This window comes from Nostoc sp. DedVER02, from assembly GCF_034530675.2.
Classification (GTDB): domain Bacteria; phylum Cyanobacteriota; class Cyanobacteriia; order Cyanobacteriales; family Nostocaceae; genus Nostoc.
The window spans coordinates 78,693-104,556 of sequence record NZ_JAVRCP020000023.1 but is presented as its reverse complement, the minus strand read 5'-3'; the positions used below and the strand labels follow the sequence as shown (position 1 = coordinate 104,556).

The window sequence follows — 25,864 nt, the reverse complement described above, 5'->3', positions numbered from 1 at the left end:
CTTAATAGCTAAAGTGTCAGATTCTCTGCCATTGCGCGATCGCTATCTTGCTTTAATCGATGAAATTGTCGAAACCACCCTCAAGGGCAAAATTAGCTCTGTTGAAATGGTGTATCAAATGCTGCTTAAAGGAATTACTTCCGGTACAGGGGAAGTCTTTGAGTTAGTTTTGAGCGATCGCCTAAATGCCCTTCAAAGCCAAGTAGATAGTGAAAAAGATGAACTCAAGAAAGCTAAGGCTACTCGCAGTTTGAGAGCCATTAAGACTATTCAAAGCCAATGGCAGCGTTGGCAAGAGCAAAACAAAACCACAGAAGCGATCGCTTCCGCCGTTACAGAAATTACTACAGCCCTGGCTGACGAGCGTCTAGCGACATTTTTACGGATTACAGATCCCAATCAGAAGTATCCGCTAAATTTGCAACAGTTACAGCAATTATCAAAAGCATTACAGCAATTTGCCCAGGCAGATGCTGATTTACAACAGTTTTCCGAAGGGATTACCCGTGGTTTAGCTTCTTGGCAACGATTGCAAGATAACTTGCTCAGTTGGATGTACGAGCAAAAAGAAGCTTTAGGATTTGGCGGCGTACCTGGAGAACGTGGCCCTTGGGCAAGTTGGGCAAAACAACTCAATAGCGAGTTACCCAAAGCACTGCTTCGCACCTTAGCGATGGAAGAATCCGCAATTGAGTTTGCCCAGCGACAACGGGGAATCACCCTCAGAGATTGGGTGGAAATGGCATTGATTTTACAGTTCTTGCAACGGGGGCTAATTAACTGGTTTGACCAACAAGCTTACGATGTTAAGGCGGGGCCAAAGTTGTCCATTTCCACTTTTTTGACCTTTGCAGTAATTTGGAGTCAATTAGCAAGTGGTTTTGGAAGCTTTTCGGCAGTATACGCTGATGCTTGTTCTCAAATCATGCTCCAGATTTTGCGAACCTTTGCCCAGCGTCCATATTTCCCCTTTTATGGCGGGATTTTTGCCTCTTTCACTGGCACTTATTTGCGAGATGCCCTCGATTATTTGGATGAACCATTGCGACGAGGCGAGGGAACTCAAGAAAAGGCGCGAATTTTGACCCTTTTAGGTTATTCCCAGCGTGCTTTAGGACAATACCAGCGCTCAATTGATTTTCATCAGCAGGCATTAGAGATAGCCAGAAATGCAGGCGATCGCGCCTGTGAAATTGCCAATCTCAACCACCTCAGCCGTACTTATGTGCAACAGCAAAGTTATGCTGAGGCAATTAACTACAGCCAACGAGCATTAATATTGAGTCGGCAAGCAGGCGATGCCTACGGCGGGCAAAGCCAACGCACAGGTGAAGCAAACGCACTAGTAAACTTAGGTTACAGCGAAGTCATGCAGGCTCAAGAACTGGAAAATCTAGAACCAGAAACTTATGAAGCCGCAATTAACTATTTAGAACAAGGTTTAAAATTATCAGAAAAATTAGGCGATATTCAAAGTAAAGCTTTATGCGTCAGCAGCTTAGGAATCGCTTATTTAGTAATTGGAGAACACCAAACTGCAATTAAATATCTTGAAGATGGCTTTAAAACAGCGCAAGTTTCTGGCGACTTATATCTCCAAGGGCGGAACTTAGCTTATTTAGCAGAAGCTTATTATTATCTCCAAAATGCTGAAAAAACCGTTTACACAGGTTGCTTGGGAATGTATCTTTTAGAGCAAATAGCTTCTAATGAGTGGCGACAAGCAGCAGGTTTACTGACAATTTTACAGGGGCAAATCGGCACAGAAGCATTCCAAAATTTCTTACAGCAACATCGCCCTAAAATCATTGCAGTAATTGGTGTAGATGGCTATGATTACATTCCCAAATTATTAGAAGTATACAAGCAAGATATGTAATATCAATTCAAAATTCAAAATTCAAAATTAAGAAATCCATATTTGACAAGGTTTTCTGGATTTGGATCTGTTTCAAAATTTGAGTGAATTGGTAGAACGAGGCAGGAGTCAAGATCATACAGTTCGGTTTAAGGTTTTTTGATGGAAATTATAGATCCCAAAGATGCGATAAATAGCCGTCAAAACGAAATGATTATTGTAGAGACGGCGATTCATCGCGTCTCTTGCCTTAACCGAACAGTATTGAGAGATAGGAAACAGAAGATAGAAATTAAAGAAGAAAATAATAACTCCTAACTCCTAACTCCCAATTCCTAACTCCTAACTTATTACTAAGTAATAACAGTTGGTTGTTCCCGCCCTGTAAGTTCGCGGATCTGGGCTATCTCCTCAACAATAGCGATCAAAAAAGCAAGTGCTTCCTGTGGATCGAGATTATGTTTAGCGGGATCTGCCTCATAACTTTCTATATAAACTCTTAGCGTTGCACCTTGAGTCCCCGTCCCAGAAAGTCGCACCACAATGCGCGAACCATCGGTAAAGCCAATACGAATACCCTGTTTTTCGCTAATGCTGCCATCAACAGGATCGGTATAACTAAAGTCATCGCTGTATTCAACTTGATAGTTACCGAATTGCTTACCTTTAAGAGTTGGCAATAAAGAATGCAATCTTGCGATTAAAGTGTTTGCTGGCTCAATTTCAATCCCTTCATAGTCATGGCGGGAGTAATAATTGCGTCCATAAGTTTGCCAATGTTCCCGGACAATTTGCTCAACAGATTGTTGCCGCACTGCCAAAATATTCAACCAGAACAGAACAGCCCATACCCCATCTTTTTCGCGGATATGATTAGAACTAGTACCAAAGCTTTCTTCACCGCAGAGAGTCGCTTTACCCGCATCTAAAAGGTTGCCGAAAAACTTCCAACCAGTAGGCGTTTCATAAGATTCAATTCCAATCTGAGCCGCCACTCGATCTACAGCTTGACTAGTAGGCATCGATCGCGCTACACCAGCTAAACCCGAACTATAACCAGGGACTAGCTTGGCGTTTGCGGCTAAGATTGCGAGGCTATCGCTAGGAGTGACAAAGAATCTACGCCCTAAGATCATATTGCGATCGCCATCTCCATCAAAAGCTGCTCCAAAATCTGGCGCATTGTCACCGTACAAAATATCCACCAACTCATGGGCATAAACCAGATTTGGATCGGGATGTCCGCCCCCAAAGTCTTCTAGGGGTGTACCATTACGCACAGTTCCCACTGGTGCGCCCAAACGTTTCTCAAAAATGGCATGGGCATAGGGGCCAGCTACCGCATGTAAGGCATCGATGCTGATCCGAAAATTGCCAGAAGTCAACAGTTGGTGAATGCGATCGAAATCAAACAAGGACTCCATTAACTCTTGATAATCTTGCACAGAGTCAATCACCTCAACTACAGTCTCTCCCAAATGTGACTCACCCAAGGTTTCTAAATCTACATCTGGTGCTTCCAGAATTTGGTAGCTATCAATTACTTTACTGCGATCGTAGATCGCCTCTGTCACCTTTTCTGGTGCTGGGCCGCCGTTGCCAATGTTATATTTCACACCAAAGTCACCATTTGGCCCGCCCGGATTATGACTAGCAGACAAGATGATGCCACCAATAGCCTGGTACTTGCGAATAATAGCGGAAGTTGCAGGAGTAGACAAAATCCCCCCCTGGCCAACTTTAATCCGCCCAATGCCATTAGCAGCAGCCATTTTCAAAATGATTTGAATGGCTTGGCGATTGTAATAACGACCATCACCACCCAGAACTAGAGTTTGCCCCTGTAATTCCCCCACAGAATCGAAGATAGATTGGATAAAATTTTCCAAGTAGTGGGGCTGCTGAAAAGGCTTAACTGCTTTCCGCAGCCCAGAAGTACCGGGCTTTTGGTCGCTAAAGGGAGTAGTAGAGACTTTACGGATATTCATAGATCGTGTTTAACAAGGCATTTTCTCTTACAGCTTTGCATAAGTTCGTTACAAAAAAAATTGCCCCGTATTAAACCTTTGTGTATCCTCTGTACCTCTGGAGTCGTTCGTTTTTACGCAAAGCTTTACTAAATACACCATTTCATTAATTCGTAGTAAATTCTCTGCGTGCCTCTGCGCGTACCTCTGCGCCCCTTTGCGTTGAAAATTTAACCAGACACCTCAATTCTGCTATATGCTCAGGAACTTTGCTTCTTTTCTATTTGGTAAGCCTGCAATAAAGATTCACCATTGAAATGAATTAGGTGAGTTGAATCTTCAGCAACCCAAACATCTGTTTCCCAAGCAATCTCTGCCAGATATGCCACCATTGCCTTACGGCTGAGAAATGTTGTCACCATCACCAAAGGTATTTGGGCACTTCTGAATAAAACTTCAAGTTCCTTCTTGCGTTTAGGATTAATTGGGCCATGTGACGTTACAGCTTCAATCAACACCAACCAGTTATTTTTTGTGAAGTGAATAATCGCATCTGGCATTTTACCGTGAGAATCAATATTAACGCCCAAATCTGCCAATGCTGCTTCATCGAAGTGGATGAACTTTTCATCTGTATCGCCAACATAGATCAGCTTCCCACCTGGAGTAAAACGAGGAGCAAAATCATTAATAATTTTTTCAATTAGAATATTTTGTCCACCTGGTGATAAAGTCTTGATTTCCCCTGCAATCACTATTGGAATACGAGACATCACACGTTCTTGAGCATACTTTTTTTTCAGGGTTTCAACCGAAGCAAGGTATGTGCTTATGCTCTTTTCCCATTCGTCAGTACCGTAGGTTCGTAATAGCACCAGCGCACTTTCTTCAATCTGGTATACAGTTTTGGGACTATTAATAGGGCGGCTTAAATTATCTGGATTAGCAACTATCAAAGCTGCATCCAGAAATTGATGGACTGTCTGGCGGCGAACTGTTTCCCGCGTGTTGGGCTTATAGGTTTTGCCATAATATTGAGCCATAAAATCCATCATTTGCGTAATTCCCACCAAAGGGGAAGTTGCTAATTGCCAAGAGTCTGTTGGTTTTAAGTCAAGCAACGCCAGGAGAGTTAAAGCTGATCGCTCGTTAAGTTGTGTTCGTGGAAAGCCTAATTGTGTCAAAATTTGCAATGCTTCATCAATTCTAGACTTAGTTCCAATTGGATTGTTTTCTGGCTGATTCGACATACCCAACAGCTGATTTTCTATAAGTTCATCAATTTTTTCCAACGAAGGAGACCGCTCTTTTATCGCTGTCCCTAAAGACAATAACTGTTCCAAATTGGGGTACTTTAATTTTCGCAAATCTGTTGCATTGACCTGAGTATGCCCATTGAACAACCGGAAAAAAGCATCAACTAGGGTTGAATTTAGATAAACAGCAAGCCCACGAGCCAATGTAAGGCTAAGTCCCCGCCCATTTTCATGAAAGTAATTTAAATGATTTTCAAAGCCGACATAGGCATAATTAAATTGGTCGGCATCATAGACCACTGCAACAATACGCCTTTTTTCTTCTTTCGATGAGAACCTTTTACATAAGACGTAATGCTCATTTTGTATTAGAAGATTTGCTGTTTCTTCTATATGCATTATCGCTTGAGGCTTTTTATTTATTTTTGGGTATTCTACATATCCATCCGATAAATTCGCCGGATAAATTAAAGGAACGGTATTGTTTTCTAAATTTGTCTTTAAGTACTCTTTTGCTCGAAAATCTACTACCCGTCCGGTTGAAACTGTTAGCCCCAAATCTTTCAACGTACATGTTAAAAGTTCCATTATCTGAACGATTTGTTGGCTAATATTATCTGGAATAATATGAATAAACTGCTCTAGATCATCAGGTTTAACTAAGGCTGTATATGGGACAGAGTGTGACATTATTAAGTCATCATTAGCACCCGAACTGGTATTAATGATGACATTGCTATATTTTTGCCTTTGTTTTGTAGCTTGGATGATAATAGTTTCTTGGAGAACATCATCGTCACTAAATGCTTCTTGCCGCGATTCAAAAAGATGTACTTTTTGTAAAGCCATCATTTCTAAAAACATTTTGCGGAAGTCACGGAAATATGGCCCATTGCAAAAACTGCGCGGCGTAATCGCTACAAACTCTCCCCTTGGTTTTAGAAGCTGCGCTGTAGCAGTCATAAAACCAGTATAAAGATTGCTAGTTTCTAGACCAATGGAACGCAGCAATTCGCGCATCTTGGAATTAGCATTAATTTTTAAATAAGGCGGATTGAGAATAGCATGGGTAAATTCTGTTGTGTTTGCACTATTCAATAAACCAACCTGAAGCAATTTAACTGCATCTTCGATAAAATCAGTCTCACGAATTTCGTAATTGAAGAAAATATCCACACGTTGACATTCCTTGTTACATAGCTCTAGAGTTTGATGCAAATATCCAATTAGAAAAGGATCAATTTCATAAGCTACAACACGCAAACTTGATGTGTGTTGTGGCTGCTGGCATACTTTTGCTACAAAAGCGGCTAGTAACGAACCAATTCCTGCACCAGCATCAAGCAAGGATATTTCAGGCAAATCCAGCCAATTAAACATCTCAGCCATCAATTGTGCTACTGAGGCGGGAGTCAAAAATTGACCCATTGATGCTTTTTTGTCTTGCCTTAGCTTTAAACTTGCTATAGCACGATGAAGATCCACTTGTGCAAGCAAGTTTCCACTTGATATTTCTGCAAGACTGATGAAGTTAAAACTACTGTTATGACTTGCTACTAACGCTCTACTACTTGATGGAACGATCGCGGTCATTTTCTTTAATTGCTATCAAGTTTATATAACAATCCTAAATCAGTTATAAAATCTTCTCTTTTTACACTTCGCGCCCTCTGCGTCCTTGGCGGTTCGTTAAACAAAATAATTTTCACAGATTAACAGGATTGCTATAACAAATTTACGGCATCCTGATGTCTAAAGCGGATCGCACTGTGCAGAACCTTATATCATTTTGCTATGAGGTTATTAAACGAACCGCCAAGTACGCCAAGGAAGAGAGGGAGTAAGTAATTAGTGCAAGTTTGACTCAAAGAAGTCCTGCTGACTCATATAATCGTTTGAGCATTGCTGAAATCTTTGTACCATACTCTAAATCTGCTGACCACCGTCCTGATAACTGATCGATTAATGGTGCGATTCCTCTCGTCACAAAGCGAAATCTTGGATCTACTACTTCCTGTACCAAAGGTTCTAAACTAGCGTAAGCTTTTAAATGTTGGATATGCGCCCTCACCCCAATTCTGGCACTTGGAAAAGATGCAGCCTCTGAACCACCACCGATCGCACCTAAGCCTGCAAAGTTATTTTGCTCTGGTTTAATATCACCACCAAACCTTAAAAATCCAGTTTCTACACACATTTGGCAAAAGGCAATATCATAGTTAACTCCTTCTATCCCTGATTCTTCTCGATAAAGTTTTGGGATGTCAGGAAACTTCGCCAAAGCATTTTCATTATTGTTTCTGAGAAATAATTGTAACTGGACTTCTGAAGTATTACCGTTTGACATCACGCGCGAAAATTGACCAGGACAAACCATCAAATTCGATCGCAAACTGACAGTACGAGTTCCAGCATCCCAAGTGACTGCGACATTAAAATCTCGCAGTTCAATGGCTTTGACATAAACTATTTTATGATAAGTAATCCGATTGACATTAGCTGCTTTTGAAAGGTCAATCCGTAGAAGGTCTACTAAATCAATAGGAATGTAAGCATTTCCATTTACTAAAACTCCTTTCTCTGAGTAATTCTGTCCATTAATATTAATATTTATTGGCGGATAATTTGCTTCGGCTGGAGTTCCAGGGGTGGGATCAATTACGCGACTCCAAGTTACCAATCCATCGGCAATTCCTAAAGCAAAATCACGGCGACGAGTTTGCAGCAAAGCCCGATCTTCTGGATTGCTAAGAAACGCCACTTGCATCACCAAAGCTGGAAGCGTTGTTTGGCGACAAAATGCTAAACTACCTAATCCACTATCTGTATCTGGCTTTACTCCCCGATTCGGTAATTGGGGTACGCGACGCAACAATGCCACTAACAATTGTTCACCATTGCTCCTGCGATCGCTATTATTCGCAATATAAAAGACGCTAGCCCCACGCACAGAAGGGCTATTAGCCGCATTAGATTCAATTTCCAAGGCAACATCACCCCGCCGTCCACGAGAATTGATCCAAGTGATGGTTTGGGCGGCACTCAAGTCATCGGGAACCGCCAAAATTTCCAAATTCCGCGCCCTCAGTTCCGTAACAATCAAATCTCGCAGCAGAATCATTTCTTTAGCTTCAGTTGTACCACCTGCGATCGCACCTGGATCGACCCCTCCAGCTTCTTTGCCTCCATGAGCCGCAGAAATAAAAATACGTCCCATCCTCAGTATTTCCTCTGATAAAATTAAGTGTAAGCAATTATATTAGTCATTCTTGGTCTAGCAACAAGAATATAATAGCTATCAGAAGTCATTTGTCCTGTGTCCTTTGTCCTTTTTTCAAAGTTAATGCCCAATGACCAATGACTAATGACCAATGACTAATGACTAATGACAAAATATGCAAATCCCCCGCTTGCACCCAGATACAATTGAGGAAGTTAAACTACGGGCTGATATTGTAGATGTCGTCTCTGAGTACGTAGTTTTACGCAAACGTGGGAAGGATTTTATTGGTTTGTGTCCCTTCCACGATGAAAAATCTCCCAGTTTCACAGTCAGCCAAACTAAGCAAATGTACTATTGCTTCGGCTGTCAAGCTGGGGGAAATGCGATTAAGTTTGTCATGGAATTGGGAAAACGCTCTTTTGCTGATGTAGTCCTGGATTTAGCGCGGCGTTACCAAGTACCTGTACAAACCCTCGAACCCGAACAACGCCAAGAATTACAGCGTCAGCTATCTTTGCGCGAGCAGTTATATGAAGTTTTGGCTTCCTCAGCACAATTTTATCAACATGCCCTCAGACAATCTCAAGGACAAAAAGCACTTGAATATTTGCAATCTAACCGCCAACTCAAACAAGAAACTATACAACAATTTGGCTTAGGTTATGCCCCCGCAGGTTGGGAAACTCTCTATCGTTATCTTGTACAAGATAAACATTACCCAGCGCAGATACTAGAAAAAGCGGGATTAATCAAGCCACGCAAGGAAGGAGGCGGTTATTATGATGTATTCCGCGATCGCCTAATGATTCCCATCCGCGATGTCCAAGGGCGTGTCATTGCCTTTGGTGGCAGAACTCTGACTGATGAACAACCTAAATATCTGAATTCCCCAGAAACGGAACTTTTTAGTAAAGGTAAAACATTATTTGCCCTCGATCAAGCCAAGGGTGGAATCTCCCAACTCGATCAAGCCGTGGTGGTAGAGGGATATTTTGATGCGATCGCTCTCCACGCTGCTGGTATTAATAACGCCGTTGCTTCCCTCGGTACAGCTTTAAGCTTAGAACAAGTCCGGCTGATATTACGCTATACCGAATCTAAACAATTAGTACTCAACTTTGATGCTGATAAAGCTGGAACCAATGCCGCCGAACGTGCGATCGGGGAAATCGCCGAACTAGCATACAAGGGCGAAGTTCAACTAAAAATTCTGAATTTACCCGATGGTAAAGATGCTGATGAATATTTGCATAGCCATACTCCAGAAGATTATGCAGAACTGCTAAAAAATGCCCCACTTTGGTTAGACTGGCAGATTCAGCAGATTATTCAAGATCGGGATTTGAAACAGGCTACTGATTTTCAGCAAGTAACTCAGCAATTAGTCAAATTACTTAAAAATATAGCTAACAGTGATACAAGAAATTATTACGTTTCCTACTGTGCAGAAATACTCAGCTTGGGAGATACCCGACTTATACCCCTGAGAGTCGAAAATCTGCTAACTCAAATTGCTCCGGCTGCGGCTGCATACATTAAGCCTGTATCAGCAAAAAAAGCATGGGGGAATAGCCAAGTTTCCCACTCTCCAATTCCTACAGAACGCAGCCTTTTAGAACACGCAGAAGCCTTATTACTGCGAATTTACTTGCATTGTCCTGAACAGCGTCAAGCGATTATTGCCGAACTAGAGGAGCGAGATTTGCAATTTAGCCTTTCTCACCACCGATTTTTATGGCAACAGATTTTAGAAATTTCATCCGGTGATGAAGAGACGAGAAATTTTGCGTCTCAACCAGATTTAATTTCCCGCTTGCAAGACCATTTTTTAGAATTTAGCAGCGAGATGGGGTTAATTTCCCATTTATTCCATGTAAATGAAAAGAATCAGAAAGAAATACTTCGGACTCCGCAAGTAGTTCAAGCTGCGATCGCTTGCATGGATTTGGTGATGTTGGAAAAACGCTATCGTCACTTTTTAGAACTATGGCAACAAACCGATCCAGAAGCCGAACCAGAGCGTTATCAGTCTTATTATCAGGCTTTCTACGCCGAAAAAATTAAGCTTCAGAAAATAGACAGGCAACGGCTGTTTTCCATCACAGACTTGTTGTAGAAATATCCTCAGCAGGGAGTCTATTTATCTCAAAAATCAAGTTAGCGTTGGATGTGCGATCGCTTTCATCGCTATGATCAAATCGGGTTTCGGGGCTAACTGGAATCTTAAATCACTAGGAGTTGATCTGAAAAATGCCTAACACGCTATACGATCAAGATTTGCAATTATGGATTGAGCAAACCATTCAACAGTTACAAAATCATGAATTTGAGGCGTTGGATATTGAGCATTTGATTGAGGAGCTAGTTGATTTAGGTAAGGCAGAGAAAAATGCCCTGAAAAGCAATCTGACAATTCTGTTGGCACATTTACTCAAGTTACGAGTTCAGCATGATGTACCCGATAGTATGAAAGGAAGCAGGTTTAGCTCAATACTTGAACATCGTCAGCGAGTTCTGAATAATTTAGCAGATACTCCTTCTCTAAAAAGTTTTCTCTTAAAGGCAGTGGAAAAAGCCTACCCAGACGCTCGCAAGCTAGGGATTAAAGAAAGCAAGCTAGTTAAGTTTGGGGTTCGCATACCCCACGAAAATGAGTATCCCACCGTATGTCCTTTTTCAATTGACCAGATTCTAGATGAGGATTTTTACGGCTTATAGAGGATTGCTCTTACCGAAAAGGGGTAAAGGGGAAGGGGGAAGGGGTAAAGGAAAAAAAGAGTAAAACTTTTCCCACACGGTATAAAGCCCCTATTTTTAAATATGGAAAATATTAAAAGAAGATTTTTAAGACACGTAGTGCAATAAAAATCAGTGTCCATATTTGAAACAAGAGCTTTTAAGTCACTGGTACCCTTTACCCTTTACCCTTTCCCCTTTACCCTTTCCTTTCTTCATTGTTACATTGCTTAACATTTAAATGGATAGACAGGTGAACCGAAAGGTTTTACAATCTGACTGATTACAAGTAAATTTACTTATTGTCCAATCAACATAAGCATAGTAAAGATTTTCTAGTGATTACATTTGATTGCGAAAGCACTAAATTAATATAAGAAAGTCTTGAGTAAGGGGCAGCAAGCAAATGGATGTAAAGCTGATTCTAGCTGGATTAACAGTTATATTCACGCTTTCGTGCTTATTTTTTGGCACGAAAAATGGATTCTATGATTCCGATAACTATCACGGAAATGGCTCTGCACATTGACTTCAATCTGTAGATGCGGCTTCGCGTAGGGTGAGTTAGCTAAGATAGCTCAGAACTTGCAAAGGGAAAATACACGCAAACTCCTTTAGCTCCTAGTTTGATGGCTTTTAGTTAGCCCACCTTTCCGAAGCAGTGCGGGTTCGGAAAGGTGTCCTCCCCAATCAAAATCTGTATTCTCAGGGTGTAGGGGCGCACTATAAAACTTACCCCTAAGTCACAAAACCAAAATTTGTGTAATTTTTGGATTTTGGGATATGTCTATGACGAGATTTGAGGGGAGGAGAGCATGAGGGATAATCTGTCGGCATCCTCTGGCGTAGATGCTCTGGAGGCGGGTAGTGAATTAGAATGTTTGCCCTATAGTGTCCAGCATGACAATGAGGGCGTGTGTTTACTGGTGAAGATGGGCCCACACCGCATTCTATTGGATTGTGGTATGGAAGATGTTTCATCGCTGGCTAAGGGGCTTAGGAAGTCGGAAGGTAAATCTAGTTCGCGCTTGCCAGCAGATTTAGTTTTGATTAGTCATGCCCACCCAGATCATGCTAGGGGCTTACTGGCACTGCATAAAGCTTTTCCCAAGTTACCTATTTATGGTAGCGAAGTAACCAGTAAATTACTGCCACTGAATTGGTTAGACCAAGACGCTGAGGAAATTTCCAAATCTTGTCATGCTTTGCCGTTGCGATCGCCTGTAGAATTCCAAGATGGTTTGGTAGCAGAATTATTTCCCGCCGGACATCTACCAGGGGCAGTGGCAATTCTCCTTACCTACACTACCAAGCAACGTACCTACAAGTTACTGTACACAGGAGATTTTTTCTTATCAAACTCCCGCTTGGTAGAAGGTTTGCGTTTAGAGGAACTGCGGGGCTTAGATTTGGATGTGCTAATTATTGAAGGTAGTTATGGCACATCCCGTCATCCTCACCGCCGCAACCAAGAAAATCAACTAGCAGAACGAATTAATCGCGCGATCGCTGACCATTGTTCTGTCATCCTGCCCACTCCTGCATTAGGATTGGGTCAAGAGATGCTAATGCTATTACGCTCTCATCACCACTTCACCGGACGAGATTTAGATATCTGGGTAGATGGTGCTGTTGCTACTGGTTGTGATGCGTATCTAGAACTGCTACCCCACCTCCCGCCATCTGTACAGAATTTTGCCCGTCATCAACCCTTATTTTGGGATGAACGGGTACGTCCCCGCGTGCGTCGTTTACAAGCAGAACATCGTCCCACTGTGGGCAAGTCACCTTGTATTGTTCTCACCGACTCTACAGATGATTTGAACAAGCACTGCCAGCTAGATACAGGCCCTTGGCTAATCCTTCTGCCAGAAAAAATTGATATAAAAGTTAATAAAGAATATTTAGCACCTACCACTGTCGAAACCTATCTCTTAGCTCAACATAGCGATGGCCCTGGTACTACGCAGCTAATTCACAACTTGCGACCCCAGCATGTCATTTTTGTCCACGGTTCTCCTGCTTACTTAGCAGACTTGACTAGCTTAGAGGAGTTGCAAAACCGCTACCATATACATTCTCCGGCGGCTAACACTTTAGTAGAACTGCCTATCGGTGATACATTTTTACAACCAGCAGCACCAGAAACTAACTACGAGGGTGAACTGACAGAGTTAGGAACAGTAATCACAATCACCCTACAGAATATGATTACAGCCGATCCGCGTTGGCGGCAATTTGCCGATACTGGTTTAATCGAAGCTCGTTGGCAAGGTGAAGAACTAGTCTTAAGGGGATTGTCTCAACGAGAACTTCTTAGCCAAAATAGCGATCGCTATACATGGACAGATGTAGACTGCTGCGGTACTTGCCGACATCAAAGAGGGCAGAGATGTTGGAACCCAGCTTCGCCATTGTATAACTTTAAGGTAACTCTCGAAGGTTACTGTCCTGCTTTTGAAGGTTTGAATGATAGCCAATAGTCATTAGCTCTTTGTCCTTTGTCCTTTGTCCTTTGCCATTTTTAACTAATGACCGATGACTAATGACCGATGACCAATGACTAATGACTAATGACTAATGACTAATTTATTCTGGATTCGAGTCAGTGTAACGGTTGTGGATGCGCTCTGCTTCAGGGCAATCTTCAGTCATCAGAGGTTCCACATTTCCGCGCGGTACTGAAGCCAGTTTTTGCGTTACAGCACCAATGCTCTCGAGGCGAACCATTTCTTCCCAAGAACAAACTTCGTCCTCTTCTTCTGTTTCATAGCGTAGGGTTACTAAATCTCCCTCTATGTCTATGATGCGGGCGCGTTCAATCCAGCGTTGCTGGTCCCGCAAGAAAACACATACCTCGCGCCCATCGCAACACAGTTGATAAATCTTGCGGTGTAGCATGTATTGTTTCTGCCTTTTTAAACAACGTAGTTAAACCTTTCAAAATCTGGGTTCTACCCCATTACATTACACCTTTAAGAGGTTAATTTCACCTTTAAGAACAAGTAAGCTTCACGACCCAATCCCAAAATTTGCTTGGAGTTGTCAAAATCTCGAGAAATGTTGAGTCATAAATCAACGGTTGTTCTTGCAATGAAATCATCTCCTTCTGGCTTGTTCTATGCAATAATCTGCTTCATAGAAGTCAGATAATTCGCAACCTGTCTTAAGCAGGATCATATTTCCTGGTCAGTCATTCTTACCATTATGTAATAGATAATACTCCGAAACAATCGTGGATTGCGGTTGTTTAATTTCCCTACTTTTACTCATTGGCATTTCTGGGAAGTCCGGGGACTCGGCTTTACTTTTACCCACTTGTATCTGATCTTAACTCATTCTTCTGCTGACCTTGATAGTTTTCAGCAACAACACCCAAAGAGTTTTTAATTTTTAAGATTTTTTGCCTGATGAAGGGAAAGGAGGCAGGGGGCAGGGGCAGAAGGGAAGAGGACTGTACTTGTTTCTTCCATCCATAACGGAAGCAAGCGCGTCCGTAAATAGGTTCTGTCACATTCCAGGGGAGCGATCGCTAGAAGCCTCATGAGGCAATCAATACAAATTATACTATTAGAAAAAAATGGTCTTGTATGTGTTATTAGAAAATAATCGCGCAATCTCTTGCTATACAAAGGCTCTAAAATTCAGAAATGGCAAATGTTTTCGGAGAGTGATAGAAGAGTGTTATTTATGGACAGTTCTATTGCTCCCTGCTCCCTGCCCCCTGCTCCCTGCCTTATCCAACTACAAATATTTATGCTGTTCTACTTATATATATTTAGAGGATTTAATAAGTACAAAATGGTGATAAATAAAATTTTACACAAGCTTTTCCTCAGTTCTTCTGCTTTTTTGCAGTATCAGCAAGATTTATGTGGCAAAGGAAATTCCATAAGCACGTTCGACGAGGATGCTTCTCGTTTAATTTTACCTGCACGAACTGCATCATATAGGGTTGCAAGGGCTGTCAAATCCTCTGGCTGATAGCATTTAGTAGCGAGTACTTGATGAAGTAAACCCTCAGATTCAACACTAAGATATCCAGTTTGGAAAGCAGATTCAATAATTGTGCGAATCATCTTGGTTAGCGCAGAGTAAATAATTTATTATCTCAAGTGTGGAACATTTTCTTGTGCAATTTATTGATATAGAACATTGTTTGAATGTGATTATAGTTACAACTAAGCAGTGATTCGTATCACGAAAATGCTAGAAAACATCAATTTCTGATGATAATACTTGATATGTACGGAAATTTTTAATACCTTTAAATTCAGTATTAATAGTGAAACTTAACAGGTAGATAGGCATCTAAAAAATCTAGGAAGATATAGCACAAGCCTTGGTGGTTAGGACATCAACAGATGATGAAACTTAGACGCAAAAAGACTTTTCACCCAGTCCCCAGTCCCTTGCTATATAACAATCAAGCAAAAAACTGGCGGAAATCTTCATCTGTTTGACTTAGCTGCACCCAGTCTAGGTTTAAAGACTGGAATTTTTGCACCAAACGATCGCAAGCTGGGCGTTCGGTAGCGTAATGTCCGGCATCGATTAAGATAATATTGCGATCGCGGCTTTCTTGAAATTGATGAAATTTACAATCAGAAGTCAGATAAGCTGTTGCACCAGTTTTGGCGACGGCTGAAATGTAACCAGCCCCCGAACCACCCAAAACAGCAACTCGTGAAATTGTTTGCTGTAAATCAGCACTGGGGGAAAAAATCAAGTTAGGGGTAGCGAGTCGCTTTTGAATGGTTGCGAGTAATTCCTGTAGTGTTAAAAATGGCTCCAGGAAACCAACACGACCATATCCTAAGCCTTCTTGTGTCGGTACTATGGGGGTAACTTCTTTGAGTTCTAAAATCTGAGCTAAAACGTCAGCAGTACCATCCTGTACTTGATCAAAATTGGTGTGAGCGCTGTAAATACCAATATTTTCGGTAAAAGCTAACCGTACCATTTCTGCGATCGCTTCACCAGTGCGTAAAGATTTGAGAGGATTAAAAATCAAGGGATGATGGGCAAATATCAGATTAGCATTCAGAGCGATCGCTTCTTGCATTACTGCCAAAGTCGGTGTCAAACATACCAAAACCCGTGCTTTTTCCTGCAAAACTCCTGGTTCAATCTGCCAGCCACAATTATCCCAGCTTTCGCACCAAGCGGGATTTGCCCATGCTTCAAACCAAGTAATTAAATCAGCAATTTTCATAATTATTTTCTTCAGCAACTTTCAAACAATTCTGGGGGGTTAATTCCCAGTTATATTACTTAATTACGAATTACGTTAGCGTAGTGGTAGCAAGTCCACTTACTCTGTAAGAGTTGCAAGCTACGCTTTTAGTGTCTCGTAGAGAGCATTATTACCGAAAAGGGTAAAATGGGAAGGTGGGGCCCTCTCTGGGGATAAGGGGCGGGGGGAAGAGGTAAAGGAAAAAAAGAGTAAAACTTTTCCCACACGGTATAGAGCAAGTATTTTTAAACATGGAAAATCTTAAAAGAAGATTTTTCAGACAGGTAGTGCAATAAAAACCAGTGTCCATATTTTAAACCCCTGCTTTTAAGTCACTGGTTCCCTTTACCCTTTCCCCTTTCCCCCTTTCCCTTTCTTCATAAATCAGTGTTTCTGTGGTTGAATATTTAATTTTAATGCTAATTGCTGGCGCATTTCTTGAAAAGGTTTGTTCCATACAGGGCTAGCATTCCAATTCCATACCGCTACTGGGATAAGTTGCTCCTCAGCTAGATAAGTTAGCAGACGATATTCATCTTCTGGTTCACGAGAAAAGGTGAAAGGATTACGGTAGCCTGTATCACATAGTTTATAAGATACGACCTGACCGTGATTAATCCGTTGTACAAGTTCCTTACCTTTGACAAGCAAATAATCCAAAAATACTAGACCAAAAGGCTCTACAGATGCGCGATTTTGCGGCTCCTTTTGTACCCACCTAGCCCACTCAAACCCATACATAAAATCGTGAACGTAACGGAAGCGGATTTCTGTATTAATTCCGAACATCTCCATCAGAGAAACCATCTTTTCACCAAAAAGCTTTAAAAAAGGAATAGCACCCTCATCTGCAATCAAAGCCTGCCTGAGCATACTGCTTACCATAAAATCAAAATCCCAGAATATGTTCTCTGGGAAGTTTTGTAACTGAGTACGGACTATAGATTCGAGAGTTTCCTGAAGCGTTGTAAGGATTTGAATATCGCTGCTTTCTTGAACAATTAAATTTTCTAATTTTGCGAAGTTAGTAACTAATGTCTTTTGAGGATTAAGTGATAATAAATTAATAGACTGTTGGGCAAGGATTTCATCAATATATTGAAAAGTATGAGTTGGTGTCAGTTCTTGCTTCATAGTAGTTGAAATAACCCAAACAGCTTACACTAACTATTAGTGTATATCTAAGTAACGGGATTATTAAATAAGCAAAAACAAACTTAACTTTTAAACGCTAATTATCTAATTAATATTGCATCAATAATTATCATTACAAAACTATTACGACGATACTTGTTTAATACATATCACCGCTAGTTTATGAGATTATATCAAAAGAGTGGACAGTAGAACCAGAGTATTTAAACTCCACTTTAAATAAAACCTGAAAATAAGCTATCCAGAAATGTGGATAACCAGTTCTCTTAAATGACTGTGCTGGCGATGTTCCCAGATATAAATTCCCTGCCAAGTTCCCAGTACTAAATGACCTCGATTAATAGGGATATGTTCAGAAGTGTGGGTGAGTGCGGTACGAATATGCGCTGGCATATCATCAGGGCCTTCGGCATCGTGGATGTATTTGCCTGATTCTGGGACGAGTTTTGCCATAAAATTAGCTAAATCCACAAGAACATCAGGATCGGCATTTTCTTGGATGACTAAACTGGCTGAAGTGTGGCGTAAAAATAAAGTACAAAGACCAGTTTCAACTCCCGATTCTGCAACTGCGGCTTCAATCTTAGGGGTGATATTGTAAAAAGATTTGGCAGCAGTGGAAATTTTTAGTAACTTTTGGTAGTGACTCATTTAAAACAGTAATTGTTGATGATAGTAAAAGCTAATTAGCAGTTGAATTTGCTTAATCTGGTCGTTATATCATTATGGTTAGCATTCATATATTAATTTATATTATTTTGAATAACTTTATTTTGTCTGTAAATAATTGAGAATAGCATTAGCGATCGCTTCATTACCATCCTTAGCAATTGGCTGAGATTGCTTTGGTGCTTGGGGTAACTCATAGAGAAAATCCCAAGTACCTTGAAAAAACTCAGATGGGCTGATAATTTGATGCTGGTTATAATTTGTTATGCCTTCTACGATAAAAGCTGCTTCGGCAAAATCCTCACGAGGGATAGTAACAATAGGTACTCCTAATAGTGTGGCTTCAGCAAAAGTACTGAAACCAGGTTTAGAGACGACTCGCCCACAAATTGGCATAAAATCTACAGGGCGGTATTTACGGTCATTAATTTTCACTAAATTAGGTAAATCAGGCGCAGATTGATCGAAGACGATAAATTGCCAATCTGGGAATCGCCGCAGGTTATCGTAGGGGATTTGCTGCAAACCCAAGCCGCCAAATGTCAATAAAATAGTTTTTTCGACAGGTGCGGTTATTCCCCAAAGAGAACGTAAATTATCAGCAGAGTAATGGGGGTAACCGCCTGTTAAGCCGACATCTGTGATATTGTGAAAAGCTTGCATCGGTTCGTGGAAGGGTAGACGAAATAAGCGATCGCACTTTGAGTACCAATCACTAATCCAATCTGCAACTGCTGTAAATTCACCCCCCCAATCTCGATAGATAAAGTCCCAGCCAAAGTTACTCATCATCCAGCAAGGGATATTTGCACCTTTGGCAAACCCAGGAGTCAGGAAAGGAATATCTGCCAAAATCAGATTAACGCGATTTTGACGGATAAAACTCACTTCTGAGGCAATGAGCGAATTTTGATGTTTTTTAATATCTAGCAACTTTTCTAAAGTCGCTACTTTATCCATTGTCAAACTATCGGTTTGTACCACACCCAAATCAAATGCACGGGGACGATAGATAAAATCGCCTTCTATATAGCACTCTAGCAACCAGCGCGGGGCAGTGGTAACAAGAATTAGCAGGACTTCTGGACATAATTTTTGAATTGTCGCAGCGACAGAAGCCATGCGGGTAGCATGTCCAAAGCCGTGGTTAGTGATGGCCAAGTATAAGATGGGGCGTTCCATTTTTATGTTTGTCATTTGTCATTTGTCATTTGTCATTATTCATTAGGAATTATGATTTTAACTCCTAATAAATAATGACTAACTATTTTTGCAAAAGCTTTGAATCGCCTCAACTAATTGATCGATTTCCGATTCTAAAGTCAGGTAATGGACGGTGGCGCGTATACAGCTAGGATCGGCAATTGTCCGAGTTAATATGTTTTGTGAGTCTAAAAATTGTACTAACTTGAGATTAGCTTGGGACTGATTATTTACAAGTTGGAATGATACTATACCACTTTCCGGCGGGGAAGTTCGCAAACATTTAATATCGGGTAACGCCACTAAACGCCGCCAAAGATACTCGCTATTTTGACAAATTTGCTCGTAACGTTCCTGTGATGTTCCCCATTGCTGATGAATTGCGATCGCTTCCTTTAATCCAACATACAACGGATAAGCTAATGTAGACACTTCATACCGTCGCCCATCTGGAAGCCAACCCACAGGCTGAGATTGACTATCTACAACAATGCCATTCAAGCCAATAAATGTAGGTTTCAGGCTTTCTCGCGCTTCTGGGCGAACATACAAACCACCAGCACCCGCAGGGCCACATAGCCATTTGTGACCGGTGAAAGCATAAAAATCTGCACCCAATTCTGTCAAGTTTAAAGGCAGCAAACCAGCAGATTGGGCAGCATCTATCAACAAAAAAGAATGATTATTTCTGCATACTTCGGCAATTTTGTCAAGTGGTAAAACTTGACCAGTATTCCAGAAAACATGACTTAATATTACAAGACGGGTATTAGGGCGTAAGTGCTGGGCAATAATTTTTACAGAATCGCCCTCATTTAAAGTCGCCTTCAGGGGACACGTGGTAACTTCTACCGCAAATCTCCGGGCGATTTCCTGTGTGGTGGCAATCACACCTGGATGTTCGCAGTCTGAAAGCAGTATATGGTCGCCAGAATGCCAGTCAATGCCCCACATAGCGATATTACAGCCAACTGTGACATTTTGAGTCAGGGTAATTGTTTCGCTTGGTGCATTTAACTCAGAAGCGATCGCATCTCTAGCAGCTTGAGTCTGCGGTGCTATCCAGCGATACGCCTCATTACCAAAGGGGCCTATTTGCTGAACATAAGCCTGAGTTTCGGCCATCGCATCCATTGCCCTTTGGGGCATAGGGCCTTGTCCGCCATAATTGAAATAAGTCTTGTTGGCTAAAGCGGGAAATTGCTCTCGATGGCTTTGCAACTCGGTTTGCGCTACAGAAATACTAGTCATAATTTACAGGCTATTGATATAAGAGTTATTTGTATTTTGTCCTAGTAGCAACCCTAAAAATTGGGATGAGATGAATTTAAGCGATCGCTGCCAAATCTTATCTTGTAATTAGTAACCATAAATGCTCTCTGATTTTTTGTCCTAGATTCTGCGCTGTTTGAGGAGTAATCAGATGGTGTTTGAATTCTGATGCATGAAGCCAAGGTATCCCGTGGCGATCGGGATCAGACTCGTAGCGTGGGAAGAGATGCCAATGAATATGTGGCTCACTATTGCCATAACATGCATAATTCATTTTCCACGGACTAAAAGCGTTAACGATCGCTTGTCCTCCCAGCATCACCTCTTGAAATAAGGCAGATTGGATAGACGGGGGAAGTTCATGCAACTCTCTGATATGTTTTTTCAGAAGAATAAGGGAGTATCCGCGATGAAACTGATGATCGCCAATTACAAAGATTGAATGCTCGAATTCGTGGATGAAGTAAGGATTTTGACCGCTTCTCCAGAGTGTGAGACGCTCGCAAATGAGGCATGGCTCATGTTGTTCTGTCATGTACCCTTGTAATTATGGATAGAACGTAATTGTGTTATTTTCCCTCATCTGTTACTTAGCAGAAACGCAAACGCTATCTGTTCACGTCACGAGCTAGCTGTTGACAGTATAAAATAAACGGCAAATCAGGTGTAGAATTGATCGCCACTTCAAAACTTTAATTGTCTGAGTTACTGCCAGATTGTGCTAATTCTTGTTAACTTAAAAGAATGCTAATTAATGCTGAACTTCTACTGCAATACCAACGCTGTAAACGCCGGACTTTTCTAGATATCCACGGTGACAAAAGTCAGCGCGATGCTCCTAATGAGTTGCTGCGGAAACTGCAACAGGACAAAATCGCTCATCAGCTAAGTGCTTTGGCACAGATGAGTTACCACCAACCAGATTATTCTTATGGAAACTGGGAAAAGGCAGAGAAGGCAACTTTAGAATTGATGGAACGTGGGGTTGAGTACATCTATAAAGGAGTACTGTTAGCAACTTATTCTGAAGCATATACCCTGCTGAGTCGCCCAAATTTACTGGTAAAGCAGCCTGGACAGTCCCGTTTTGGAGATTGGATGTATGTCCCGGCTAGTATTGAATTGGGTAAGCGCCCTAAGCAAGAATATCAAGTTGTTGCTGCATTTCATACCCAAGTTTTGGCAACGGTGCAGGGAGTTGTACCAGAAACAGCTTTGCTGATATTGCGAACTAAAAACAGCAATTATTTCGTGGATTTGTTCAAATGGATGCCACGGATGCAGCAAATTCTGGAGGAGTTTATTGGAGTTTTAGAGTTACCGAATCCGCCAGAGGTGTTTATTTCTCGACAAAAGTGTAATTTTTGCCATTGGTATAGTCAATGTTATGCTGTTGCTCAATCTGAAAAACATCTCTCACTATTACCAGGTATAACACCTCTTCGCTACACTCAACTCCAAGACGTAGCCATTACCACGCTAGAATCTCTCGCTAATACCAGTCCCAGCACTTTAGAAAACCTCGTTGGTTTCGACCGAAAAGTAGCACCGAAGCTAGTAGTGCAAGCTCAATCTGCATTGGAAAAACGACCCATAGTTTTACCCTACCCGCTACCAATAGAAAATATTACATTCACAGCACCCATAGAACTTTACTTTGATATTGAGGCGCAGCCAGACTTAGATTTAGATTATCTTTTGGGGGTTTTAGTTGTTGATAGACTTGCCAACACAGAAAAGTTTTATTCGTTTTTAGCAGATAAACCAGAGGATGAAGAATTAATTTGGCAGCAATTTTTGGATTTAGTTTGGCAATATCCCGAAGCGCCAATTTATCATTTTTGTGCCTACGAGCTTGATACAGTTAAACGGCTGGCAAAACTTTACAACACTCCGTACTCCTCAGTGCGTCCAGTACTGAATCGCTTTGTGGATGTGTATGAACAATTAACCGAAAGTGTAGCATTGCCTATAGAAAGTTATGCCTTGAAAGCGATCGCACGTTGGTTAGGATTTGAGTGGCGAGAAAAAGAAGCTAGTGGTGCTAAATGTATTTATTGGTACGATCAGTGGCTAGAAACAGGCGATCGCACCTTACTAGAAATTATCCAAAGCTACAACGAAGATGACTGTCGCGCTACCCACAGAGTCAAAGATTGGCTGGTAAACTTTTTTCAGGATGAATACGGGTTGAAACTAGCTTAAGTAATTTTGGATTTTCTCAAGGTTTACAATTACTTGGAATCTAGCTTAAATAGCACCAGGTAGAAATCACGGTTAGATCCGCTTCAAATCTTGTAAAATGGCGGTGGCTGATTGATAGCGATCGCTAAAATGATAGCAAACCATTTTATCTAAAATTGCCGCTAATTCTTCACTCACTTGCACCGTTTCCCGCCACATCACATTGCCCGTTTCTGGATGTGGATAAAGTTCTTGTGGTGGTATCCCAGTTATGGCTTGAATACCAATCATTCCTAAAGCGTAAATGTCACTGCATAAGCGGGGATGACCGGCAAATTGTTCTGGAGGTGCATAACCCCGCGTCCCGATGGCTACTGTGGCTAATTCTGTTTGTTCGCTACTTGGTGGTTGCATTAATTTCACAGCACCGAAGTCAATTAATACCAGGCGATTATCTTGAGCGCATCTAATAATATTAGTAGGTTTGATATCACGATGAATTACTCGATGCTGGTGAACAAATTCTAGAACTTCTAAAACTTGTTTGAGCATTTCTATCACAAATGATTCGTTTTGGACATTCTGCACAGGTGGTAACTCTTCACTTAGAGTATGTCCTTCGATATATTGTTGAATTAAATAGAATTCGTGGTCATCTTCAAAATAAGCTAGTAGTTCGGGAATTTGATGATGTTTACCTAAAGATTGTAATATTTCAGCTTCACTATTAAACAATCTGCGGGCAATTTGCAAAAAGCGTGTATCTTGACGGGCTGGCATCAACTTTTTAACTACACAAATCGGATTACCCGGTAGTTGAGTATCCTCTGCTAAATAAGTGCGACCAAATCCCCCTGCACCAAGAACTTGAGAGATTTTGTAGCGTCCACCCAAAAGGAAATCACCTGATTTTATTTCTAGTGAATCAATTGGAGTAGGGAAATCAAGAGATGAATCGGGAATTGCTGTTTTGTCTTCTAAGAGGACATTTAATTGTGCGATCGCTTCTTGTTGTTTTTCAACTTGCAGAATAATCACCTGAGTTTGTTGCTGATTTTGGTAGCTAGTATAAGCAATCACGCAGATACTACTAATAACCAAAGTAAGAACAGAGGGAATTAAAGGAATCCATCCGGCTTGTAAAAACAAAGCAACGCAGATTCCTATTAAACCAAGTAGAGTTATGCCTACTACCACTAGCAAATGTAACGGATTTTGCCACCTCCATGCTAAAACACTACCTAATAGTGCCCAGCCCCATATCCAAATAAGTTCCACCCAGTCAGGCCAATACCAAATTAGAGGTCGTCCATCCAACACTGTACTGATGAGTTGACTTGCTATCTGTGCATGAATAAACAGAGCAGGCATTCTAGGTGGTTGATCTGCCAAAGTGCTGTAGGGTGTATAAAAGCCACCTGGGGGGAGATTAGCTGCCGTAGTGCCGATAATTACAAGACGATCTTTGAATAAACTGGAGTTGACTTGATCTCTGAGGACTTGTGTAAGGGTTACTTGATCGGCGAGGCTGTTGGGGTGACGGTAATTTAATAATATTTGATAGCCATCTGCATCCAAATGTTGATAGCTACCAGAATTAGCTTGTAGCCGTGGAAACAGAGTTTTACCTAACTCAAAATCTCCTTTCTTAGTAAACTGGTATTCAATGCCTTGCTTGTCCAGGTAATTAATTGCTATTAGCGCCCCAAATGCAAAGGATGTTGTACATTTTTTATCTGTAGAGTTAGCAAATAACAAAGTACGACGAAGAATTTGGTCGTTTTCATTGTCAGCAACCACATCGCTAAACCCAACATTATCTATAGGAAAATTAAGCGGCGGTGGAATTTCATCTCTACCCAAGCTGCTGAACGAACAGGTGCTAACGATGTTGTCTTGATTTTGGAAATTATTTGCCAAATTATTGTTTTCTGGTTGGAAAAGATATAATCCAACAATTCGCGGTTGATAAGACTCTATTTTCTTTAATAGCTGATTGATTGTCCGATCTGATAGAGTCCATTTATCTCGTTTAAGATCGTCGTCAGTAATTTTTACCAGCAAAATTCGTTTATCAGGTTTTTGTGCTGGACGCGATCGCAACATCTGATCGTAAACTCTTAATTCCCAAGGCTGCAACCATTTGAGTTCCCGAATTCCCCAGATAAAGGCGGTTACTCCCACACTGGTAACTAAAATAATTTGCAACCAGTTTTTGCCCTTGGAGGTTTCACGGGAATCCTGAACTTTGACAAAGGGCACACGGAGTTTTTCTAATAATCCACTAATCACAGCATTGCGGCGGTAGCCTGAATTGGGTAGATGTTGCAGGCGCAGAAGTTGATTTTCAGACTCTAGGTTAAAAGCTAATTAACCTGAGCTTCACTTTCACTATTAATGTAGCAATTTACTTACTGATTACAGACCTTGACATATTTCTACTATTAAAGCAAATTGACGCGCAGCCTCAACCATAGAATTAAGATAAACTATGTCTACAACGGGCTATTAAGCGTCGCGCTATGCGGCTAATTATCTGTTTGAGATGTTTGAGCATCTTCCACAGGATTGGCAATTGGGAAAGAAATAGGATTAGTAGATGGAGTTAGCGAATCTAACTGTGGTTGTTCGAGCGATGCTTCCATACTTGAATCCTCAAAATAGGAGCCAATAATCTTATCATAGTTAGAAGCAACAGCTAAAAAAGCACCACCCAAAATATAGATAGGTAATGGCAGATTAAATTTTTGCAACCAGTCAAACAGTTCCGCCAAGGCAAACAGCACCAAAAAGCAAGCAAGCCAAACCTTCACATTCTTATCCCCTAGATTGAAACAACTCTATTACTAGCTTAAATAGCTTGCATAATAGTTGATGTAGTACATAATCATCAACTTACAACCTTTATAAGTATAGATAAGATAGATGCAGTCAGAGTTATAGCATCTGCCATATCGCAATATCTAGTAGGAAAATGAAAAATACCCACAAGGGGATGGAGTTTTTGGGCATGGGGAAGAGCCTCTAATGCCCAAGTTTAATAAGTATAGGGCTTACGTAAAACTACAAAATGTAGTTTTACGTAAGCCCTAAAATAATCAACTG

18 protein-coding genes are annotated in these 25,864 nt (G+C 41.2%); 5 read left to right on the top strand and 13 right to left on the bottom strand.

Features of this window, described 5'->3' with window-relative positions; genetic code table 11:
* Window positions 1–13 precede the first annotated feature (13 nt).
* Window positions 14–1,879: a tetratricopeptide repeat protein gene (locus RMZ41_RS21640; protein ID WP_322641127.1), complete on the top strand. Its 1,866-nt coding sequence runs from the start codon at window positions 14–16 to the stop codon at window positions 1,877–1,879.
* 332 nt (window positions 1,880–2,211) lie between these two features.
* On the opposite strand, the gene RMZ41_RS21635 is transcribed toward RMZ41_RS21640, so the two are convergent.
* From RMZ41_RS21635 to RMZ41_RS21625, 3 genes are all read right to left on the bottom strand, one after another.
* Window positions 2,212–3,846, bottom strand: coding sequence for an alpha-D-glucose phosphate-specific phosphoglucomutase (locus tag RMZ41_RS21635; RefSeq protein WP_322641126.1), 1,635 nt, complete (start codon window positions 3,844–3,846; stop codon window positions 2,212–2,214).
* Between the two features lie 239 nt (window positions 3,847–4,085).
* Entirely contained in the window at window positions 4,086–6,674 is a 2,589-nt protein-coding gene (locus RMZ41_RS21630) for a BsuBI/PstI family type II restriction endonuclease (protein ID WP_322641125.1), read from the bottom strand.
* Window positions 6,675–6,945: 271 nt separating this feature from the next.
* Window positions 6,946–8,298: an N-acetylmuramoyl-L-alanine amidase gene (locus RMZ41_RS21625; protein WP_322641124.1), complete on the bottom strand. Its 1,353-nt coding sequence runs from the start codon at window positions 8,296–8,298 to the stop codon at window positions 6,946–6,948.
* A gap of 178 nt (window positions 8,299–8,476) precedes the next feature.
* Between RMZ41_RS21625 and dnaG the strand changes: the two genes are divergently transcribed.
* The 3 genes from dnaG to RMZ41_RS21610 all read left to right on the top strand — a co-directional run bounded on the left by dnaG (window position 8,477) and on the right by RMZ41_RS21610 (window position 13,523).
* Complete coding sequence (gene dnaG, locus RMZ41_RS21620; RefSeq protein ID WP_322641123.1) at window positions 8,477–10,420, top strand: DNA primase; 1,944 nt, start codon at window positions 8,477–8,479, stop codon at window positions 10,418–10,420.
* A gap of 134 nt (window positions 10,421–10,554) precedes the next feature.
* Window positions 10,555–11,022, top strand: a complete 468-nt coding sequence (locus RMZ41_RS21615) for a DUF29 domain-containing protein (RefSeq protein ID WP_322641122.1) — start codon at window positions 10,555–10,557, stop codon at window positions 11,020–11,022.
* 833 nt (window positions 11,023–11,855) lie between these two features.
* A complete protein-coding gene (locus RMZ41_RS21610) occupies window positions 11,856–13,523 on the top strand; it encodes an MBL fold metallo-hydrolase (RefSeq protein ID WP_322641121.1) in 1,668 nt (555 codons plus the stop codon).
* A 106-nt stretch (window positions 13,524–13,629) separates the two neighbouring features.
* On the opposite strand, the gene RMZ41_RS21605 is transcribed toward RMZ41_RS21610, so the two are convergent.
* The 8 genes from RMZ41_RS21605 to RMZ41_RS21570 all read right to left on the bottom strand — a co-directional run bounded on the left by RMZ41_RS21605 (window position 13,630) and on the right by RMZ41_RS21570 (window position 21,110).
* Window positions 13,630–13,941, bottom strand: coding sequence for a DUF6679 family protein (locus RMZ41_RS21605; RefSeq protein WP_012408115.1), 312 nt, complete (start codon window positions 13,939–13,941; stop codon window positions 13,630–13,632).
* A 959-nt stretch (window positions 13,942–14,900) separates the two neighbouring features.
* Window positions 14,901–15,119 (bottom strand): hypothetical protein, encoded by a 219-nt coding sequence (locus tag RMZ41_RS21600; protein ID WP_322641120.1) that lies wholly within the window; start codon window positions 15,117–15,119, stop codon window positions 14,901–14,903.
* A 347-nt stretch (window positions 15,120–15,466) separates the two neighbouring features.
* Window positions 15,467–16,255 (bottom strand): Nif3-like dinuclear metal center hexameric protein, encoded by a 789-nt coding sequence (locus RMZ41_RS21595; RefSeq protein WP_322641119.1) that lies wholly within the window; start codon window positions 16,253–16,255, stop codon window positions 15,467–15,469.
* Between the two features lie 405 nt (window positions 16,256–16,660).
* Complete coding sequence (locus tag RMZ41_RS21590; protein ID WP_322641118.1) at window positions 16,661–17,410, bottom strand: hypothetical protein; 750 nt, start codon at window positions 17,408–17,410, stop codon at window positions 16,661–16,663.
* Between the two features lie 258 nt (window positions 17,411–17,668).
* Complete coding sequence (locus tag RMZ41_RS21585) at window positions 17,669–18,082, bottom strand: secondary thiamine-phosphate synthase enzyme YjbQ (protein WP_322641117.1); 414 nt, start codon at window positions 18,080–18,082, stop codon at window positions 17,669–17,671.
* A gap of 117 nt (window positions 18,083–18,199) precedes the next feature.
* Window positions 18,200–19,282 (bottom strand): glycosyl transferase, encoded by a 1,083-nt coding sequence (locus tag RMZ41_RS21580; RefSeq protein WP_322641135.1) that lies wholly within the window; start codon window positions 19,280–19,282, stop codon window positions 18,200–18,202.
* A 78-nt stretch (window positions 19,283–19,360) separates the two neighbouring features.
* Window positions 19,361–20,554, bottom strand: coding sequence for an aminotransferase class V-fold PLP-dependent enzyme (locus tag RMZ41_RS21575; protein WP_322641116.1), 1,194 nt, complete (start codon window positions 20,552–20,554; stop codon window positions 19,361–19,363).
* A 97-nt stretch (window positions 20,555–20,651) separates the two neighbouring features.
* Complete coding sequence (locus RMZ41_RS21570; protein WP_322641115.1) at window positions 20,652–21,110, bottom strand: HIT family protein; 459 nt, start codon at window positions 21,108–21,110, stop codon at window positions 20,652–20,654.
* Window positions 21,111–21,319: 209 nt separating this feature from the next.
* Here RMZ41_RS21570 and RMZ41_RS21565 point away from each other — a divergent pair, with 209 nt between their 5' ends.
* The gene (locus RMZ41_RS21565) at window positions 21,320–22,780 is read left to right on the top strand and encodes a TM0106 family RecB-like putative nuclease (protein ID WP_322641114.1); all 1,461 of its coding nucleotides are present in this window, start codon (window positions 21,320–21,322) and stop codon (window positions 22,778–22,780) included.
* A 72-nt stretch (window positions 22,781–22,852) separates the two neighbouring features.
* Here RMZ41_RS21565 and RMZ41_RS21560 read toward each other — a convergent pair whose 3' ends face one another.
* On the bottom strand, window positions 22,853–25,051 hold the full coding sequence (locus RMZ41_RS21560) for a CHASE2 domain-containing serine/threonine-protein kinase (RefSeq protein WP_322641113.1): 2,199 nt from the start codon (window positions 25,049–25,051) through the stop codon (window positions 22,853–22,855).
* Between the two features lie 236 nt (window positions 25,052–25,287).
* Window positions 25,288–25,572, bottom strand: a complete 285-nt coding sequence (locus RMZ41_RS21555) for a hypothetical protein (RefSeq protein WP_322641112.1) — start codon at window positions 25,570–25,572, stop codon at window positions 25,288–25,290.
* Window positions 25,573–25,864 lie beyond the last annotated feature (292 nt).